General features: G+C 33.0%; 22 protein-coding genes. 16 read left to right on the top strand and 6 right to left on the bottom strand.

The genetic code is table 11. The features are described from left to right. Positions 1 to 91: 91 nt before the first annotated feature. The 3 genes from GQR95_RS01520 to GQR95_RS01510 form a co-directional block, all read right to left on the bottom strand. Entirely contained in the window at positions 92 to 703 is a 612-nt protein-coding gene (locus tag GQR95_RS01520) for a hypothetical protein (protein WP_159021486.1), read from the bottom strand. Between the two features lie 139 nt (positions 704 to 842). After that, positions 843 to 1,541, bottom strand: a complete 699-nt coding sequence (locus tag GQR95_RS01515; RefSeq protein ID WP_159021485.1) for a hypothetical protein — start codon at positions 1,539 to 1,541, stop codon at positions 843 to 845. Between the two features lie 154 nt (positions 1,542 to 1,695). Then, complete coding sequence (locus GQR95_RS01510; RefSeq protein WP_159021484.1) at positions 1,696 to 2,334, bottom strand: hypothetical protein; 639 nt, start codon at positions 2,332 to 2,334, stop codon at positions 1,696 to 1,698. Positions 2,335 to 2,981: 647 nt separating this feature from the next. Between GQR95_RS01510 and GQR95_RS01505 the strand changes: the two genes are divergently transcribed. From GQR95_RS01505 to GQR95_RS16665, 3 genes are all read left to right on the top strand, one after another. Next, on the top strand, positions 2,982 to 3,845 hold the full coding sequence (locus GQR95_RS01505) for a reverse transcriptase domain-containing protein (RefSeq protein WP_233265975.1): 864 nt from the start codon (positions 2,982 to 2,984) through the stop codon (positions 3,843 to 3,845). A gap of 62 nt (positions 3,846 to 3,907) precedes the next feature. Next, entirely contained in the window at positions 3,908 to 4,003 is a 96-nt protein-coding gene (locus GQR95_RS16670; protein WP_233266026.1) for a group II intron maturase-specific domain-containing protein, read from the top strand. A gap of 20 nt (positions 4,004 to 4,023) precedes the next feature. After that, positions 4,024 to 4,257 (top strand): hypothetical protein, encoded by a 234-nt coding sequence (locus GQR95_RS16665; protein WP_233265974.1) that lies wholly within the window; start codon positions 4,024 to 4,026, stop codon positions 4,255 to 4,257. A gap of 79 nt (positions 4,258 to 4,336) precedes the next feature. Here the strand turns inward: GQR95_RS16665 and GQR95_RS01500 are convergent, their stop codons facing one another. The 3 genes from GQR95_RS01500 to xerA all read right to left on the bottom strand — a co-directional run bounded on the left by GQR95_RS01500 (position 4,337) and on the right by xerA (position 6,788). Next, on the bottom strand, positions 4,337 to 5,053 hold the full coding sequence (locus tag GQR95_RS01500) for a pentapeptide repeat-containing protein (protein WP_159021483.1): 717 nt from the start codon (positions 5,051 to 5,053) through the stop codon (positions 4,337 to 4,339). A gap of 315 nt (positions 5,054 to 5,368) precedes the next feature. Then, positions 5,369 to 5,530, bottom strand: coding sequence for a hypothetical protein (locus GQR95_RS01495; RefSeq protein ID WP_159021482.1), 162 nt, complete (start codon positions 5,528 to 5,530; stop codon positions 5,369 to 5,371). 127 nt (positions 5,531 to 5,657) lie between these two features. Then, entirely contained in the window at positions 5,658 to 6,788 is a 1,131-nt protein-coding gene (xerA, locus tag GQR95_RS01490; RefSeq protein ID WP_159021481.1) for a site-specific tyrosine recombinase/integron integrase, read from the bottom strand. Between the two features lie 96 nt (positions 6,789 to 6,884). Here xerA and GQR95_RS01485 point away from each other — a divergent pair, with 96 nt between their 5' ends. From GQR95_RS01485 to GQR95_RS01425, 13 genes are all read left to right on the top strand, one after another. Beyond that, entirely contained in the window at positions 6,885 to 7,268 is a 384-nt protein-coding gene (locus GQR95_RS01485; RefSeq protein WP_159021480.1) for a hypothetical protein, read from the top strand. Between the two features lie 273 nt (positions 7,269 to 7,541). After that, positions 7,542 to 8,381, top strand: coding sequence for a DUF932 domain-containing protein (locus GQR95_RS01480; protein ID WP_159021479.1), 840 nt, complete (start codon positions 7,542 to 7,544; stop codon positions 8,379 to 8,381). Between the two features lie 1,106 nt (positions 8,382 to 9,487). Then, complete coding sequence (locus GQR95_RS01475; protein WP_159021478.1) at positions 9,488 to 9,835, top strand: single-stranded DNA-binding protein; 348 nt, start codon at positions 9,488 to 9,490, stop codon at positions 9,833 to 9,835. A gap of 80 nt (positions 9,836 to 9,915) precedes the next feature. Next, entirely contained in the window at positions 9,916 to 10,296 is a 381-nt protein-coding gene (locus GQR95_RS01470) for a DUF6876 family protein (RefSeq protein WP_159021477.1), read from the top strand. Positions 10,297 to 10,739: 443 nt separating this feature from the next. Next, entirely contained in the window at positions 10,740 to 11,120 is a 381-nt protein-coding gene (locus tag GQR95_RS01465; protein ID WP_159021476.1) for a BfmA/BtgA family mobilization protein, read from the top strand. A gap of 11 nt (positions 11,121 to 11,131) precedes the next feature. After that, entirely contained in the window at positions 11,132 to 12,163 is a 1,032-nt protein-coding gene (gene mobB, locus GQR95_RS01460; RefSeq protein ID WP_159021475.1) for a MobB family relaxase, read from the top strand. Positions 12,164 to 12,170: 7 nt separating this feature from the next. Continuing rightward, positions 12,171 to 13,757, top strand: coding sequence for a type IV secretory system conjugative DNA transfer family protein (locus tag GQR95_RS01455; RefSeq protein WP_159021474.1), 1,587 nt, complete (start codon positions 12,171 to 12,173; stop codon positions 13,755 to 13,757). Positions 13,758 to 13,976: 219 nt separating this feature from the next. After that, positions 13,977 to 14,375, top strand: a complete 399-nt coding sequence (locus tag GQR95_RS01450) for a hypothetical protein (protein WP_159021473.1) — start codon at positions 13,977 to 13,979, stop codon at positions 14,373 to 14,375. A gap of 225 nt (positions 14,376 to 14,600) precedes the next feature. Beyond that, positions 14,601 to 15,047 (top strand): LexA family transcriptional regulator, encoded by a 447-nt coding sequence (locus GQR95_RS01445; protein ID WP_159021472.1) that lies wholly within the window; start codon positions 14,601 to 14,603, stop codon positions 15,045 to 15,047. Further along, positions 15,047 to 16,306, top strand: a complete 1,260-nt coding sequence (locus GQR95_RS01440) for a Y-family DNA polymerase (RefSeq protein ID WP_159021471.1) — start codon at positions 15,047 to 15,049, stop codon at positions 16,304 to 16,306. Before GQR95_RS01445 ends, GQR95_RS01440 begins: the two co-directional genes overlap by 1 nt. A gap of 131 nt (positions 16,307 to 16,437) precedes the next feature. Further along, positions 16,438 to 17,277, top strand: coding sequence for a class D beta-lactamase (gene blaOXA / locus GQR95_RS01435; protein WP_159021470.1), 840 nt, complete (start codon positions 16,438 to 16,440; stop codon positions 17,275 to 17,277). A gap of 398 nt (positions 17,278 to 17,675) precedes the next feature. Then, positions 17,676 to 17,828, top strand: a complete 153-nt coding sequence (locus GQR95_RS01430; RefSeq protein ID WP_159021469.1) for a hypothetical protein — start codon at positions 17,676 to 17,678, stop codon at positions 17,826 to 17,828. Positions 17,829 to 17,938: 110 nt separating this feature from the next. After that, positions 17,939 to 18,355, top strand: a complete 417-nt coding sequence (locus tag GQR95_RS01425; RefSeq protein ID WP_233265973.1) for a hypothetical protein — start codon at positions 17,939 to 17,941, stop codon at positions 18,353 to 18,355. The last annotated feature ends 156 nt before the right edge of the window (positions 18,356 to 18,511 follow it).

Raw genomic sequence — 18,511 nt, 5'->3', positions numbered from 1 at the left:
AACCGTCTCTAAAGACGGTTTTTTATTATAGTTGAACTATGTATTATAGACTTGTGCAACGATTACCGGTGTTGTAGTGCGTTTTTTCTTTTCAGACGTTCTTTAGTTTTTCGTCATACCAAACGTCTTCGTAATTATCTTTTCCAATTAAAAATCTAAATCCGACATCAAGTCCGAGATATTTAATTAATTCAGGTTTTTCTTGTAATAAATGCTCTGCGCAGATTGGTTTAAAAAAATCCGCATTATCCGACCATTCTCCGCTCCAAATATACCAACCTGTTGTAATAATTCCTTCTTTGGGATGACGAAGTCCGTTTAATGGGTCAGATAATAAGTCAGTTGAGCAACCTACCATTAATCTCTTATTTATCGGATTCCATTTTGACTTATACTTTTCGCAAATTGCTTTTTGTCGGTCAATATGCACATTCCATAAATTATAATCCGCTAATAAATTTTCTTCCGTTTCTAATTGGTGCTTCCACAATTCGATATTCTTTTTATTTATCGGGAAATTGATTTCTTGACTATCCCATTGAAATATAATGTCTGAAATAATTTCGTCGTCCCAATCGAAGAAATCTTTTCCAATTAAATCCGATGCGTAATTTTCCAAATCAGACTTTTTAAGTTCTCCATTCAGATATTGGTCGCATTTTGCAATTAAATCAGTTCTTGATATTTTGGTTTCGGTATTCATTTCTCAAATGCACTACAACGTGTTTATATATGGTTTGTTGCGTGTTTAAGCACCTAATTTAGTAAATAATTATTGACCAAGAAAATCCGCGAGGATTTTCGCAAGTAGGCAAGAAGCCAGCAATAAATTATATATGGTGTTAGGCAAAGGATTTGATTTTTAGTTCATAATATTTTTCCAATTCTAAAATTAATTCAAAGTATTCAAACATATAATTTTCAAAGACTTTAAAGTTTGTATTTGTTCGGGCAAGAAATATTCCATTGTCCAAGTTTATAAATTTACTATCTCTAATTTTATTGAGAATTTCAATATTCTCATCTTCAAGATAAGGTAGAAAAGTATATATTTTTTCCAAATGTTCTTTTACAGATTTAATACATTGAATGTGTAAACTCTCAACTTTAGAATTTTTCTTTAATTTTAGTTGGTCAATTTGTTCAGTGAAACGAGATAGCGAGTTTGGATTTATTGTTTCACAAAGTTTTTTATATTCAGATTCAGTTATTGTTTTTCGTTTTTTATGAATAGTATATCTATCATTTTTCTCATTTTCAGTTAATACATCTAAAATGTAATAACCATTGAATAGAAGTTTTTTCGTTAATGGATTTACAGACTTATTAACTGTTTTCTTAATTTCTTTTTCTCTTTCAACGACTACAATTCTATAAAAAATAAAACTTGCAATATATGCTAAACTTAAATTTGAAAAAATTTCTCCAATTTCATTTCCGTATTTAAAAATTTCATTGATTTCTGCAAATATAAAATTAACCAACAATACAATTAAGATTGATAAATATAATCCAATTATGATTTTAGTTTTCGTCTTCATTTTATCTTTTGCCTAACGTGTTTGTGTATGGTTAGTTGCGTGGTTCAGCAACTAAATTAGTAAACTTTTACGAACCCGTGAATATTCCGCAGGAATATTCGCAAGTAAGCTCAATAAAGCAATTAATTATACACGGTGTTAGGCATCTGGCTTTTTATTCCAAAAGTGCTTTTATTTTCGACCAAAAACTGTCTTCTTTAAGTTTTCTTTTATCTTCTTCTTTTCCGATTTTTTCAAGAAATTCGATTGGGTCAGAAAAGAATTTCACAGCATTTGAGTTTTTTATATCTTCAAAAATCAATTCAGTTTGTGGTTCGAATAGAATTCCCTCTGTATTTAGAACCATTAAATCATTTTGACTGCATACATTCAACATACCATTTAAAAATTTCATTGCATTTTCTTTATTTCGCAAATCAGTTCTAAATTGAAATTCAGAAATTATATTTGTTTTCTTGTCGTAAGCAATATGTGCGTCATTATCTTCTTCTTTTTCTGAATTTCCTTTCCAACCGATAAATCCTCTTTCTCCATCATCATTCCAATCTCCACGTGTAACGTATTGGTCAATTTGTTCCGAAGTTTTTTTAATATCGAGTTTAATATTGTTCCACCATTTTATTGTTCTTGCATCCTCAAAATTTGGTTCTGGATAACCATTGTCATAAGTTACATTTTCCCAATAAATTTTCCAATTAATAAAATCGATAAAAAGAGTATCTGGTATTTCTCCATACTTTTTAAGTATAGCTTTTTTTGGTATTATGTTCAATTGGTATTGCCAAATTGCCATTTTATTCGCGATTTTTTTAGCTTGTGCCTAACGTTGTTGTATATGGTTTGTTGCGTGTTTCAAGCAACTAATTTAGTAAATAATTACGGACAAAGAAAGTCCGCGAGGACTTTCATAAGTAGGCTAGAACTAGCAATAAATTATATACGGTGTGTGTGCCCAGCATGGGCATCTTTTATTTACCGAAAGGTAAATAATTAATCTAGAGGGTGCAAGTCCCTTGTGCGCAGGAGTAACGTTCTGAAGCATTAGTAAGTCGCAAGGGTGAAAACCGTGAGGTTTTATCTGAAGGAAGCGGAACTACAAAACTCGGTACTGACGAACAGAAATCGTATACAGAGGCATATTTACTCGGGTAAGCAACCACATCATTGTAACGCCCTAAGATTAACAAAAGGGTAAGTATGTAGATACGGCAGGAATTGAGGGAAAGAAGATGCCATTACCTGGGGAGGTCTCTACAACTACGAGTTGGTTATGTAGAGAAGTCAGCAGAAGTCATAGTACTTACAGGAAACGAGGTGCAACAAGAATTGTACAGGTCTCACGGGTAAGGAAGGACAGAACATTAAATTACGTTGGAATTCGATTAGGATGCTTAGCTAGCCTAGTTTTAAACCAACAGGAGTACACGAATTATTGAATCTATGATTGAACAGGTATTAGAAGCAACAAATCTTTATAAAGCAACACGCCAAGTGGAGCGCAATAAAGGTGCGAGCGGCGTAGATGGTATGAAAACAACGGCACTTTCGGCATACATATTAGAAAACCGTTCGCTTATATTATCTGCTATTCGCACAAATAGCTATGTTCCAAATTCAATTTTAGGAGTAAAGATTCCAAAAGGACAGGGTAAAACCCGACTATTAGGAATACCAACGGTAGTAGATAGGTGGCTACAACAGGCGGTAAGCCAACAATTAATGGTTCATTTTGAATATGATTTTGAGCCCGTTAGTTATGGATTTCGCCCACAAAAGAACATCCAAAAAGCAGTATTACAAGCTCAAGGGTATATCAATTCTGGTTACCAAGATATTGTAGATATTGATTTGCAAGGATTCTTTGATGAAGTAGACCACTGTATTTTACTTCAACTTATCTACCGCAAAGTAAAATGTCCAACCACCTTGCGATTAATCCGAAAATGGTTAAGAGCTCCCATCTTAATAGATGGAACACTCAAAAAGCGCAGAAAAGGTATCCCGCAAGGTAGCCCCATTAGTCCCTTATTATCTAACATTATGTTAGATGTTTTGGATAAAGAAATGAAAAGCATGGGCTTGCTTTATGTACGCTATGCAGACGACTTTAGCGTTTACGCAAAAAGTAAAAGCGAGGCAAAAACTATAGGAAATAAACTGTTTATCTTTTTAAGAGATAAACTTAAATTACCTATAAATAAAGCCAAAAGTGGCATCCGCAGACCTGTAAATTTTGAGTTACTCGGACATGGTTTGTACCTGTTTATAAAAAGGGAGTCAAAGGACAATATGTACTTGTGGTAGCCAAGAAAAGTTGGGCAAAGTTTAAACGTAACCTGAAAAGTATCACCAAGAAAACCAAACCCATGTCGTTGTTAGAACGTCTGGATCGGCTTAATCAAGTCTGTCGAGGCTGGATGAATAATTACCGCTTAACATCTATGCAAAAGTTAAAAAGCTAGATGAGTGGCTAAGAAATCGGTTGCGCTATTGTATTTGGCATGATTGGAAAAAGCTAGAGCGGAAACGTAAAAACCTCATTCAATTAGGTATAGAAATCGGACAAGCCTATGCTTGGAGTAGAACAAGAATGGGAGGCTGGGCAGTTGCTCAAAGTCCTATTTTAAAGACGACTATTACAGTTTCTAGACTTAAACGAAAAGGGTATAAACCTTTGTTAGATTACATTAATAATACGCAAACTTCAATTTGGTGAACCGCCGTATACGAGACCCGTACGTACGGTGGTGTGAGAGGCGCAGTGACGACTTTTAAGTTGTCACCCGTCTACTCGATTACCTGCTGGCTTTATTCATTATTCCGTTTTCTAAATTAAATTCATAAGCTTTTTTTGCCTTTTCATTTAATAATTTTTTTGCAATTTTATTACATTTTTCAGAATGATATAACCCTTCATAAATTCCTACAACCAATAAATTATCAATTTCTTTATCGTTTTTATCACTTAAATAATTAATGAACCTAAAAGAATTCGTAATTAAATCAGTCAGATTTTCGTTTTTAATAATTTCGTTTGCAAGAACAATACTTAAATCTCCAAAGACAGAATATAAATGTTCATCACTTGAATGGTCAGCAATTTTTTCAAATTCAGGTATATATTCATACAGTTCAGAATTCAGTTGGTGAATATTATATTCAATTTCCAATGTTTCAGAGTTCAATTTGACTTTTTCACCATAGCTTGTATTATTCTCAAATATTAGATTTGGAATTTTAGAGCCTTTAAAGTCAATTGCTTCCATTAAACTTTCTCTAATTTCGGCATTTGAAAAGTCACAATTAGTAAAATTCGTTGATTTCATATTGCACTCAATAAATTTCGCATTTTTAAAATTTGAATTATTGAATTCAACTCCAAAATAGCAGTATTCAAATATTGCGTTTTCAAAATTCGAGTTTTCAAAACACTCTCCAAAATCAAAATCAATATTCCTGAAGAATCTTTTTCCACTTAAATAATATTGTTCAATTTCAGTTCTTGATTTCATTTTGAGTTCTGATTTTCAGCTTGCAGGTAACGTTTATGTATATGGAAAGTTGCGTGTTTGAGTGCGAGGATTTTCCGAAGGAAAATCGGATGCAAGCAAACAAAGCAACTTACATTGGTTAAGCACTAATTAAGCAATTTTTTATATACGGTGTTGCCATTTCGTTGTTTTTTTCTTACAGTTTTTCGTTAGTCGTAAATCCATTTTTTTGTGCGTTTCGCTAATCAGTCCGTCGCAACAGTTGCGCACTGCTTTGGTCAGTCAGATGTTTGTTGAGTTTTTATTCCGCAAACAAGCTAAAATTCAGATTCTGCTTTAGGATTTCTTTTTCGATTTAATCTGTCCAGTTATGAGTAGTCCAATTCCACCACCAGCTAAAAGTCCTGTAAGGAAATCTGTTCCGTCATTTTCAAAATAAAATTGTAAAACAATTCCAATTATCAACATAATTAAACCAATAATTCTTATTCTATTCATAATTTATTTTTTCGATTTTGAGTGCGTTTTTTAATGAATGGCAACAATTGTATATAGCACATATGTGCTATATATCTCAAATATAAGATATATGTAACATATGTTCTATATATCTTTTATGTAATTGTTAATTATCAAGAGGGTTTTTTATTTTCTTAAAAGTAGTTGTCGCGACATGAGTATATATTTCCGTAGTTTTAGTAGAACTATGACCTAATAGTACCTGGATCTGTCTTAGATCTACACCATCTTCTAAAAGATGAGTTGCAAAACTATGTCTAAGCATATGTGGTGTTACTTTGTGCCTAATCCCTGCTTTTTCTGCTGCATTTACAACAATCTTACCTATACTTTGTCCTGAATATTGTTTTCCGTACAATCCTTCAATGATATATTTTTCAGGTTTCCATTCTTTATAATAGGCTCTTAAATCTTTTAATATGGAATATGAAAGGATAGTGTAGCGATCTTTATTTCCTTTTGCTGATTCAATACGAATTAACATTCTTTTACTATCTATATCTGAAATTTTTAAATTTATTAATTCACTTCTGCGTATGCCTGCGGAATATAGTAGGCTAACAATACACTTATGTTTGAGGTTGTTAGTATTGGCAATAATCTTTAAAATATCTGATTTTGATAAAACCTTAGGTAATTTTTGTGTTTTTCTAGGCCTTTCTATTTGATAGAATCGATTAGGCATACCAAGTACAGATTCATAGTAAAACTTAATACTGTTAATAGTTACGTTTATATAAGAATCGGATTTATTTTCTTGAATCAGCTTTAGAATGTAATGTCTAATATCATTTTCATTAATCTGTATTAACTCCTTGGTTTTATAATGATTTATAAAGGTTTCGAAAGCCGTTACATAAGCTTTGACGGTATTATTAGCATATTTCTTTAATTCTAATTTATCTAAATAGGTTGTGGGACATTGACGGAATGTTTTAGGTTTTTCCCGTTTACGAAACCAGGTTATATCTATTGGAGCATTATTTTCATTTATAGTTTTTTGATCGAAAAAATAGTTACAGTTAACCCACGCCACTCCACTGAAAATTTTAAAAATTGAACTCAAGTTCTGTTTTGTATTCACCACATATGCCATGCTAAACTCATTACTCCATTTTACATCTGGTAATTGTTTAACTAATGCATGGATTATCTTGTCGGTATTAAATTGTAAACCGATATACCTTTTTTCTTTAATTAAAAGATGTTTTAAAGTAACATTTCTTCCCTTCTCCATAATACATCATTTTATTGCAATTTACTGTATGTAAATGATTTAGTGGTGTTTTATTCGGATAGGATGCGTATATTATACGTTTAAATTGATTAATGTATGAGATTTCAAAAAACATGTCTGTATTGTGAAAATGAATTAATAGGAAGAACTGATAAAAAGTTTTGTGATCCGCAATGTAAAAGTGCTTATCAATATCAACAATCAAAAAAACATCCTGAACGCTTTTATAATACGGTAGATAATCAGCTTAAACTTAACCGTAAACTATTAAAAGAATTTAATAAAGGAGGGAAGGTAATTGTAAGGGCAGAACTATTAAAAGAGAAGGGGTTTAATCCAAACTTCTTTACTCATTATTGGAAAAATTCAAAAGGATCTGTCTATTTGTTTGTGTATGAATTTGGGTTTCTTAAACTTAAAGAGCATAATGTTGATAAGTATGTTCTAATAAAATGGCAAGATTATATGAGTAAATCTTAAAATTATTATCTAATTATAAGAGTCTTTCTTTTTTGAAAAACTAATTTGTGGTAAGTAGTTTATAGAGAAATTGGAGGTAGAGATTACATATACAATAGCCACGCAAGTTAAACTCGTAAAATACTCCCATAAAAAGACTACGGCATAAAGCCACCACTAGCTCCATTACTCATTTATTCCGTTTCCTTTTGAGCTGAGATTTTAGCTTCCGTTTGGATTAAGCGCATTATTGTTTAATCTGCCTATCGTAAGATGGGTTTAAAATCAAAAGTTATGTATTTAAGTAATTTACAACAGGATGACATTTTTGTGCCATCGCAAATGACTAGTTTAGAAAGTCTGATCCAAATGCCTTCTCGTAGAGGGCTAGAAAACGTTATCATCTCGAATGGTAAGGTCGTGAATGTTGTGTCCAACAGTTACGGACATATTCCAAATGAATTGTTTTTTAAGAAAGCAGAAACGATGCTTGAAGAATCCGATCTGAAATTTCATAAACGAAGTATCAATAGAAATGATAGATCGTTTATTACAGATTTTATAATTGAAGATGAAAATCAGTTTCAAGTGAAAAATGATGATGATTTAATACTACCGATGCTACGATTTAAAAACTCCTATGATGGTAGTGAAAAGACATCAGGACATTTTGGTTTCTATAGAAAAGTATGTTCTAACGGATTACATGTGTCTCAAGCTGAAATAGCTTTTTCCATAAAACATAATCGGAATAATACAGAACTGATTATGCCGAGATTATATCAGCTGTTTGAAAAGTTTCTAGATAATGAATTTTATACCATCATTCATAAATTTAATAGTATGAAGGATATTAAAATTATCGATACTGAAGCGTTTGTGAAATCTATTCTTGAACGTTCTAAATTGTTTCGATATGAATGCAGTGATAAGAATGAAAATCCGTCTAAGAAATCAAGAGAAGTGATAGAAGTTCTTAACTATGAAGCGATGTTGCTAAACGAAGAACCGAATTTATGGTTAGGGTACAACGCGTTCAATGCAGTATTACATCGTACACTTAAAAAGACATTTTCTCAACAGGAAAAATGGGATAAGACCTTGTTTAATTCCATTTATGAAATGATTTCATAAGATAATTAAGGTTTCTCTAGTACCTTAAAACTGGAGTTTTTTAACAGTACTTATCTTTTAAGTAGAAACATATAAACTAAAAACCCAGTTAGACCTTCTACATAATATTCCGTAAAAACTCCATATCAGTAAAAGGACTTACTTCTAAAATGATCTTGAACATCTCTTTTGTGGTTTAAATAGAGATCATGTCTTTCAGAATTTTTATAGGTTAAATGAAGTGTAGCGTTTTCAATAATAAAAAGAGAAGTTCGCTTTGTGCATCGGTGAATCCAAAATTCGAGTTTTAATCCCATCATGCACATTTCTATTCCATTCCGTAAGGACTTCATTACATAAAAAAGAGCATGATTACCAGAATCTTAGACACAACCCTAAAGTTTTCGATTTCCATTTCACGTGTTCGCTAGATCCCGAGAAAATACGGGAAGCGATCACACTCCATTCCAATTTACAGCCTTAGGGATAAGTCCGCTAGGCATCCTACTTTAATAAGATGATTTCGTTTTAAAAACAGGTAAGCCCATTCCTTCTACATTCCGCAAAAGCTTCATTTCGGAAAAAGAGCTTACCTACATAAGTCTTGAACACAATCCCCAATTTTAGCTTTTCATTGCGTTACCCTTCCTGCTACGCCAGGAAGGACTCTTCATTCCAGAGCGAAAATGGTGAATAGCGTTCGCTTAATCAGAATTCCATTCTTCATTTGGTACAGCTTCCGATGTGTTTGTACTTCACCATAGTCTTTAGTTTTACATCCGTGACCCTCACTATGACTTCCCTTTTTTCGATAGCAAAATACCAACATTTAGAAGTTGAACAGACTGCATAACCATTGCGCTGTGCTTCATTTTTATAAGTCTTTATCAATTCGAAATATTGAAACGGTATAAGCAACAAAAAAAGGTAACAGTGAGGGCACTATGGGAAGTAAATCTAAAATGAATCTTATGAAATCAGGCAAAAACATACAAAAGGAAGCGGCACCAAAACAAACAAAAAAGGAAAACGCTCAGGATATAATAAGTAAATCATTAAAAAAAATATAGACACAAGCCGTCTGAATGGTTCGGATGGTAATTTAATTAATCTTTAAATCTTTTATTATGAGTAGTATCAAAAATCACGTACAGTTAATTGGAAACATTGGACATGATCCAACAATCACCAATCTTGAAAACGGTAAAAAAGTAGCCCGATTTTCATTAGCAACGAATGAGCATTTTAAAAATGCTAAAGGCGAAAAACAAACTGAAACTTCTTGGCATGCCATAGTTGCTTGGGGAAGTATTGTAGACATTGTAGAAAAGTATACGGAAAAAGGTAAGGAAGTTGGCATTACGGGCAAACTGAAAACTAGAAGTTATACAGATAAAGACAATCAAACGCATTACATCACTGAAGTAGTTGCCGACGAGATTCTATTGTTGGGTTCTAAACCTGATAAAGCCTAAAATTTGAAATCAAAAAAAAGAGGGTGAACCTTGGACAGTAAAACCCTCTTTTAATTTTTTAACCTTTAATTAATTTGAAAATGAACACGAAAGTTAACACATTAGAAGCAGGATTACAACAATTTCATGGATCGATGGAATGTTTTAAAATCCCGTTAATTAATACGAACTACACAGAAGGTATTCAATACCTAGCTGAACACGGGCAATGTCATTGGCTGATAACAGACGCATCAATTATAGGAAAACAATTGATGAAAAAATCATATTTTATAACCATCGATTTTAAGCGGTTGTCTGAAGAAGATCAAAGACGGCAAGGCTACGAAGCACACGTTATTTACTCTGATGGTAATGATACTATTTTAGAGACACAGACGTATAGAGTAACGGATTTTCCGCTTCAAAAATTACGGTTGTATTTTGTAGATAATATGCTGATGTTACCGGGCGAATATTAAATCTAGATGATATTAATTTTAAAATTTAAATGAATCACCTCTAAAATTTTGGAGGTTTTTTTTTTTGAGTTTAATTTTCAATTGATAAAAATAGTGTATCTTTAAAAGACTGAATTTCAGTATAAAAATAGTGTACGGATATCTCAATTCTACTTTCGCCGGGATCCGTTTTCATCAGAAATAATAATGTATTGGAAATTTATTTTCCTAAAAGGGCAATTGGCTTCTTAGCCAGATTGTAAGAAATTTTGTTCGCCTGGGGCGAACGAAAAGGAGTAGCAAGAGGGTAACACGCAGAGCGATGTTTCAGACTCCTTTTCTATTTTAAAACACTGTAAATCAGTTGTTTGTAAAATATTTAATTTCTTGACTCTCAGCAATTTGCGACAAATAGCTTGTGAAGGCCCAGTTTTAGGGAAGAATTTGCGACAAACCGGCGAATTATGGACTCATTTATTGGTATTAGATTCAAAAAAGAAACAGCTAATCGTTTTCAAGAATTTTCAAGAACGCATTTTAAATCGCATACTGAGGCAATGTCTTCTATGCTTGATTTTTTCTTCTATAATGAAATCTCTCCAAAGGAAACATTTGGACCTACAGGGCGTACTATTGAAGCTTCCCTGAAGAAACGTATTAATGCGGTAATTGCCATTATGCGTGATATGGAAAAGACGCAAACCAAACCCACTGTTGCCATGATGGAATTGTTATTTCAAAATGATGAAATATCTCAAACTACATCGCATTCAGGTCGGCTATTAAAGGAAGAAAAAAAGGAAATACGTTTTAAAGAAAAGCTTAATCTAAGCAAAGAATCTTAAAATTTAAAGCGATGTATATAACCATTACACCCCAAAAATTAGGAGGCACGTATTCACAGAGTTCGGCAGATTTTGTAGGCTATTTAGAGAAAGAAAATGAAGGCCTAGAGCAGGAAGATTTGGAACACTTTTTTAATCAGTATGGAGATGAAATTTCAGCAGAGGATGTTATCAAAGATATTGATGGGAATGGGGCAAAACTAAAGAAAACGGAACCAAAATTTTATTCTATTACTGTGAGTCCTTCAAAATATGAATTGAAACGGATAGAACAAAGTACAATTGATTTAAAAACGTATACGAGGGAGCTCATGAAAGATTATGTGAGGTCTTTTAATCGAGAAATCAATGGAAAACCGATTACAATTTATGATCTAAAATATTATGCTAAAGTCGAGCATCAAAGAACTTTTAAAGGCACGGATAAAGTGGTAAAAGAAAATCAACCCTATGCATCTAAAATACTAGATCTCAAGACCGCTATTCGAAACATAAAAGAGGGGCGGTTAGAAGGGAATATATCCAAAATGAAAGCGGAGATTCTAAAATTAGAACAAGCAGCGCCACATCAATTAGATGGTAAACGTATTGTTCAAGGTATGGCAAAAGGTGGAGATCAAACGCATATTCATATTATCGTGAGTCGTAAAGATGCTTCGAATACATTTAGTCTTTCACCAGGAAGTAAGTATAAAACTTCAGAAGCAGAGATGCATGGTAGAACAGTAAAACGTGGTTTCGATAGGGATGGATTCTTTAAGAATGCAGAAAAACGATTTGATACTTTATACGGGTATCAACGGAATTTTGCAGAAACCTATACCGCTAGGAATAATTTTATAAAGCATCCGAAACTGTATTTCACGGCGCTTATGAAACTGCCAACAAACGAAAAGGCAATAGCCTTAAAAATAATGAGGGCAGGAGATATTCCTATGCTACCAAGCATTCCAGTTACGCCAAATAAATTGGCTATAAAACTATTTAATAAACTACGGAAAGGGGTAGAGGTCGCTATAAAATCGAGCTCTATCGGAATTTAAAATTAAAATGATGTTGCAGGAAAATCAAATCATATGGGGGGTAATTACAGGTTTGGTTTGCGTGGTCTTTTATATTATGTATCGGATCAGTAGGTATGCTTTTATAATCAATTTTCTGATGCTAGGTGCATATGTATTTGCATTAAGTTCAACAATGCATTGGGTTTTTATAATGCTTTATATTAGTTGTCCGCTTATATTATTGAATGTGGTGATGTATGTGTTTTTGCATAACACGGAGCAGCCAAAGAATCAAAACATAAGATATCAAATCAATTTTGATACGACTAGAGGGAATTTTAAACTAGATAACATTAAACGTGGTGCTTCGGTAATAGGATCTGCAGGAAGTGGTAAGACAGAAAGTGTAGTCTATGGTATTTTAAAACATTTCAGTCAAGCAAAGTTTTGTGGTATTATCCATGATTATAAGGATTTTGAACTAACAGAAATGGCTTATCCGCTTTTTAAGGACAGTGGGATACCTTTTAAAATTATTTCATTTGATAAGATTGTACACCGTGTAAATCCAATAGCACCTCGATATTTGGAGAACGAAGAAAGTGTCAATGAAATCTCTAGGGTTTTAATTGAAAATCTATTGGAACAACGTGAATCTGGAGCTTCAGGAACCACAAAGTTCTTTAATGATGCTGCTGAAGGCTTGATTGGAGGCTTGATTTGGAAATTAAAAACGGATTATCCAAAATACTGTACACTACCGCATTTAATTGCGATCTATCAGCATATCGATACCGATAGTCTTATTGCGTTTTTAGAAACGAATACCACTTCTAGAGCGATGGCAGATGCATTTATTAGTGGAAAGGATTCGGAACGCCAAACGGCAGGTGTGAAAAGCACCTTGGCCAATGCCCTAAAACGAATTAGTACGCAACGTATTTTTATGACGTTATCGGCAGATGAAGTACCCCTGAATATTAATAGTTCAGAAAACCCCTGTGTGATTTCAGTGGTGAATAATCCCAAATTTGAAACCTCGTATTCACCAGTTATTGCAGCTATTGTGCATACCATTACCAAGCAAATGAGTGTTCGGAACTCAGAGCCTTCTTTTTTGTTGATGGAGGAAGCACCAACCATCCGCTTATTGAATATGCACCGCATTCCTGCGACTTTGAGGAGTTATAACATCTCAACAATTTATGTGATGCAGGACAAGATCCAAAACGATATGATGTATGGTGATAAGGCTAGCAAAGCCATATTGAGCAATCTATCGTATCAATTCTTCGGCAAAGTGAATGACCCCGACACCGCTAAATATTACGAACGTTTTTTTGAAATTATTAAGGACCCAACCAAAAGTGTAAGTAGAGGACATAACCTTGATTTTGATACGCGAGTCACCACAGGAGAAAAGGAGATTCCCAAAATTAGGGCTGATGTGTTTTTTAGATTGAAGCAAGGTGAGTTTATAACCTATGCAGATGGGAAGGATAAAAAAGTACAGTTCACATTACAGCAAATTAAAAAGGAACTTCCCCGGGATTTAAAAGTGTATTCAGATGAAGAAATCGCGGCTAACTTTGAAAGCATTTATGAAGATGTTCGGTTTTTGTTTCAGGGATGAGGAATTGTAAATATTAGATAGAGATGTTATTTTTATTACTATAATATACTCTTAGTTTTTTGTTTTAAATTTAGGGCTGTTAATATCTTGAAAGAAAGTTATAGTTCTAATGCTTAGATTCATGATGTTTTTTTGTATAAACGTTTTATAGTTAGAAGGTTGATCGCAATAAAATTTCTAACTTTTCTTGATAAAAAAATACTTAATAACACCTATACTATGAAGTCAAAATTTATCACTTTAATTTTTGTACTTTTTACAACAATTTCGTTTAGTCAAAGTACATCGGAAGTTCCTGTACAAAATATTTCTACAGATAGTAATGTTGCTTATAGGCTTTTCTCTACACGAAATATGTACACCTTTATTAAATTAGATACAAGAAATGGACGAATGTGGCAAGTTCAATGGAATACTAAAGGAAGCGATTATAGGTTCGAGACTACTCTGTCAGATATTCCCCTTGTGAATGAAGAAAAAGAGATAAATGGTAGGTTTTTTCTTTATCCAACAACTAATATGTATAATTTCATTTTGCTCGACCAAATAGACGGTAGAGCGTGGCAAGTACAATGGTCAACGAAAGAAAAAAATAGAGTATTTTTTAGAATTTATTAAAATACTTCAAATTACAGTATTCATGTTTATGAGAAAATATATAACATTTTTCTAAACTAAACCTTCAAACAAGTTTAAAAATCCCTACTCAGAAATTATATTATTTAGACCTCTCTAAGGTGATGTATTGGTTATCTTACCACATAAAGTTTTCAATAAATAAACTATTAATTAAACTTATCAACACTGCTACATTTTTACATATCTATTGTTTAATTTTGTAGCATGCAAATTAGAAAGTTATATCAAATAAAACCACTTACGTTTTTTATACCCGAATACAATTCGGCTATAGAACTCCCTTTTGTTAATGGTATTAGTGCAGGATTCCCATCGCCTGCAGACGACTTTCTAGATATTAATATAGACCTCAATAAGCACCTCATTAAAAACCCTAGTACGACTTTTTATGGAAAAGTTAGTGGGAATTCAATGATAGATGCAGGAATAAATGATGGAGATTTACTAATTATTGATAAAGGTCTAGAAGTAAAAGATAATAAAATTGTTGTGTGTTTTATCGATGGTGAATTTACTGTAAAACGAATTAAAATTGAAAAGGACTGCATATGGCTAATTGCCGAAAACAAAGCTTACAAACCGATACTTGTAACAGAAAATAATGAATTTGTCATTTGGGGCATCGTCATTAATGTTATAAAATACTTCTAATGTTTGCCCTGGTCGACTGTAATAATTTCTACGCCTCTTGTGAGCGCGTGTTTAACCCAGCTCTAAATGGTAAGCCTATAGCGGTACTATCAAATAACGATGGCTGTGTTATTGCACGGTCTAACGAAGCTAAAGCTTTGGGTATTCCTATGGGGGCACCGGCATTCGAATACAAACACCTATTTATAAAACACAATATTCACGTTTTTTCATCCAACTATGCCTTGTACGGAGATATGAGCAGTCGTGTAATGAGCTTGCTTGCCAACTTCTCTCCAGATATCGAAATCTACAGTATAGACGAAGCCTTTCTAAAGTTTGACGGATTCCAATATTTCAATATTCAGGAAATAGGGGAGACCATGAGAAAACAAGTAACTAGAGGTACAGGTATTCCTATTAGCATTGGTTTTGCTCCTACAAAAGCATTAACCAAAGTGGCCAATAAAATAGCTAAGAAGTTCTCAGAGCGCACTAAAGGTGTCTATATCATAGATACTGAAGAAAAGCGCGTAAAAGCACTTAAATGGACCGCTATAGAAGATGTTTGGGGCATTGGTAGAAAACACGCCAAACGCTTAAGAGCATTAAACATAAATAATGCCTATCAATTCACATTACAATCAGATGATTGGGTACGTAAAAATATGTCTGTTATCGGACTTCGGTTAAAACACGACTTAGAAGGGAAACCAACATTAGATTTAGAAAGCCCAAACACAAAAAAATCAATTGCCACTACGCGGTCATTCGAAGGGATGATTACAGATTATGCAGATCTCCAAGAACGTGTGGCAACATTCGCCATTTCTTGTGCCGAAAAATTACGTCACCAAAACTCTCATACTAATGCGGTCATGGTCTTTTTGCATACCAACGGGTTCCGTAAAGACCTACCACAATACTATCGTAATGTGGTCATCAAAACAGAAAACCCAACAAATTCAAGTTTCGACCTTATAAAGACCGCCCATAAAGCGCTTGAGTCTATTTATAAAAAAGGCCTACACTATAAAAAAGCCGGAGTAATTGTAATGAACCTCACTCCAGAAGACCAAAAACAATTTAGTCTATTCTCTCACGAGAATCCAAAGCACCAACCCCTAATGGTTATAGTCGATAGGTTAAATATGTCTTACGGAAACAATAAAGTAAAGTTTGGCTCTCAATCCCTCGGCCGCCAGTGGAAAATGAAGCAAGAACGCTTATCTCCAAGATATTCTACGCATATCAATGATATTATTCGAGTAAAGGTGTGATTATTAGTGGAGGTAGAGAAACCCGCAATTTTAGCTAAAAGGAACATTAAATGTATAGTAATTAAAATAACTGTGGTTTTTGATTATAGTTGATATTTGATTAATATAGAGCTATCAAGCACTAAAAAAAGATGAGAATAACATCATTAGCAATATTTTTAATGCTATTTATTTCTTGTAAAGAAAATAAAGGCACCATCAGTATAGAGAACGAGCAATTAGGAAATAAGAATATATTAATACCTGAATTTCAGTCAATCATAGATTCTTCTAATGTTGTAGGCTCAATATTAATTTATGACTTAGATGAGAATCTATATTATTCTAATAACTTTGAGTGGTCAAATAAGAGTAATTTACCAGCTTCTACCTTTAAAATTGTAAACTCCATAATAGGACTTGAAACTGGTGTGATTAAAAGTGATACTACTATATTTAAATGGGATGGAGAAAAGAAGTGGTTGAAAGAATGGGAACAGGATTTAGTATTGAAAGATGCCTTCCAGTATTCTTGCGTACCCTGCTATCAGGAAGTTGCCAGAAAAATAGGAGTGAAAAGAATGAATGAATACGTTCAAAAATTAAACTATGGTGACTTAAAAATTGATTCAGTTAATGTCGACAATTTCTGGTTAAGGGGAGAGTCTCGAATTAGTCAAATGCAAAAAATTGACTTTTTGAAGAGGTTCTATAATTCTGAACTACCCATTTCTGAAAGAACTGAAAAAATTGTGAAGAAAATCATGGTCATGGAAGAAACAGATCAATATAAACTACGTGGAAAAACAGGTTTGTCAACCGACAAGGGAAGGTATAATGGTTGGTTTGTTGGGTATTTAGAGTTAAAAAATAAGACCTATGTGTTTGCAACAAATTTGGAGCCTAAAAAAGCATTCGATTTGGATGAGTTTATAAAGAAAAGGATAGGTTTAACACGTTTGGCTTTTCAAAAATTGAATATCCTAAAATAAATGCATCTAACACATGCCAAAGGCAACAATAAAGTAAAGTTCGATTCTCAACCTCTAGGGAGCCAATAGAAGCTGAAGCAAGAACGTTTATCTACAAGCGTATTCTAAGCATACTAATGATATTATTCAGTTTAAGATGAAGTTATATTCATTTAAAATAAAATGTTACCCTTATACGGTTTTCCGTAATATTCTGCTAATAGAAAGTAATACATTTAGTGCTGAAACTAACGATATTTCCTTTCTTCTTACAGAAAAATCAGAAGAAAGCTCATTTTTTTTAGTTAGTCTAAACAACCAATTGGTTCGCTATACTAAAAGAAATGTAAACACTTTATTGGAAAAACACTATATGTTAACATGAAAAAATATTATTTTTTTGCCTGATTTCAGTCCTTATGTCCTGTTCAAGTGATGATGAAAACCAGGAATGTTTGGAAATTAACGAACTATATGTAAAAGCTTTAGAATATGCTGGAGGAAATCCAGATGCTATAAATGAAATTAAACGTGAATATGAGGAAATGAAATCAAAAGCGGGTTGTAATTAAATAAAACAATATTTCACGCGCTCAAGTAGTGTTACTATAACCGGTAATTCTTACAATCAGATAAACCAAGCTATAAAAGAATTGCAAGCGCATCTAAAGTAGGTGCTTATATGTATCCAGAAAAATACATCATTTACGATTCAAGGGTAGCGTATGCTTTAAACTGGATTATCCTTTCAAGAAATGCAGGAGCTCATTTTTTCCCTATTCCTAGTGGCCGAAATTCAAAAATGATAGCATTTGATATGAATGTGTTAATACGCTTAAAAAACACGGAACACTATGCGCCACAAAGCATTAGCGACATGGATAAAAAACGGTTCATTAGCCCAAAAGATAAGTCCTTATACATACCAGAACAAGAAGCTTATATGGAGTTAAATAAGTTAATCAAAGACATCAGCATTAAACTCTGGGATAGCGACAAAGCCAAAATGTTATATTATACAGAGATGCTACTGTTTTCAATAGCAGACAGAGAAGTTTTTGCAGATATCACTAAAAGACTATCTATAAATATAGGTTAATTTAATATTAAAACAGTTCAGGATCGCAATCACTTGGCCTCCAATGAAAAAAGAAACAAGAATGTTTATCCTAACGCGCTTCTCCCGCAGTAGATAAGATAATTGCAATAAACGCATAAGTTTTACGGGTATCTTTAATATAGATTGACTCAAAAA

Origin of the sequence: Formosa sp. L2A11 (assembly GCF_009796865.1) — a bacterium.
Lineage (GTDB): Bacteria > Bacteroidota > Bacteroidia > Flavobacteriales > Flavobacteriaceae > Formosa.
The sequence above is the reverse complement of the archived record's forward strand: the minus strand, read 5'-3'. Positions and strand labels throughout refer to the sequence as shown.

Bases quoted from the DNA above. Each gene is read 5' to 3' on its own strand.
- GQR95_RS01470 (WP_159021477.1), top strand. From the start codon at position 9,916: ATGAACACGAAAGTTAACACATTAGAAGCAGGATTACAACAATTTCAT.
- xerA (WP_159021481.1), bottom strand. From the start codon at position 6,788: ATGGAGAAGGGAAGAAATGTTACTTTAAAACATCTTTTAATTAAAGAA.
- blaOXA (WP_159021470.1), top strand. From the start codon at position 16,438: ATGAGAATAACATCATTAGCAATATTTTTAATGCTATTTATTTCTTGT.
- GQR95_RS16670 (WP_233266026.1), top strand. From the start codon at position 3,908: ATGTCGTTGTTAGAACGTCTGGATCGGCTTAATCAAGTCTGTCGAGGC.
- GQR95_RS01485 (WP_159021480.1), top strand. From the start codon at position 6,885: ATGAGATTTCAAAAAACATGTCTGTATTGTGAAAATGAATTAATAGGA.
- GQR95_RS01495 (WP_159021482.1), bottom strand. From the start codon at position 5,530: ATGAATAGAATAAGAATTATTGGTTTAATTATGTTGATAATTGGAATT.
- GQR95_RS01515 (WP_159021485.1), bottom strand. From the start codon at position 1,541: ATGAAGACGAAAACTAAAATCATAATTGGATTATATTTATCAATCTTA.
- GQR95_RS01445 (WP_159021472.1), top strand. From the start codon at position 14,601: ATGCAAATTAGAAAGTTATATCAAATAAAACCACTTACGTTTTTTATA.
- GQR95_RS01475 (WP_159021478.1), top strand. From the start codon at position 9,488: ATGAGTAGTATCAAAAATCACGTACAGTTAATTGGAAACATTGGACAT.
- GQR95_RS01440 (WP_159021471.1), top strand. From the start codon at position 15,047: ATGTTTGCCCTGGTCGACTGTAATAATTTCTACGCCTCTTGTGAGCGC.
- GQR95_RS01430 (WP_159021469.1), top strand. From the start codon at position 17,676: ATGTCCTGTTCAAGTGATGATGAAAACCAGGAATGTTTGGAAATTAAC.
- GQR95_RS01425 (WP_233265973.1), top strand. From the start codon at position 17,939: ATGTATCCAGAAAAATACATCATTTACGATTCAAGGGTAGCGTATGCT.
- GQR95_RS01465 (WP_159021476.1), top strand. From the start codon at position 10,740: ATGGACTCATTTATTGGTATTAGATTCAAAAAAGAAACAGCTAATCGT.
- mobB (WP_159021475.1), top strand. From the start codon at position 11,132: ATGTATATAACCATTACACCCCAAAAATTAGGAGGCACGTATTCACAG.
- GQR95_RS01500 (WP_159021483.1), bottom strand. From the start codon at position 5,053: ATGAAATCAAGAACTGAAATTGAACAATATTATTTAAGTGGAAAAAGA.
- GQR95_RS01505 (WP_233265975.1), top strand. From the start codon at position 2,982: ATGATTGAACAGGTATTAGAAGCAACAAATCTTTATAAAGCAACACGC.
- GQR95_RS01450 (WP_159021473.1), top strand. From the start codon at position 13,977: ATGAAGTCAAAATTTATCACTTTAATTTTTGTACTTTTTACAACAATT.
- GQR95_RS01510 (WP_159021484.1), bottom strand. From the start codon at position 2,334: ATGGCAATTTGGCAATACCAATTGAACATAATACCAAAAAAAGCTATA.
- GQR95_RS01455 (WP_159021474.1), top strand. From the start codon at position 12,171: ATGATGTTGCAGGAAAATCAAATCATATGGGGGGTAATTACAGGTTTG.
- GQR95_RS01520 (WP_159021486.1), bottom strand. From the start codon at position 703: ATGAATACCGAAACCAAAATATCAAGAACTGATTTAATTGCAAAATGC.
- GQR95_RS01480 (WP_159021479.1), top strand. From the start codon at position 7,542: ATGTATTTAAGTAATTTACAACAGGATGACATTTTTGTGCCATCGCAA.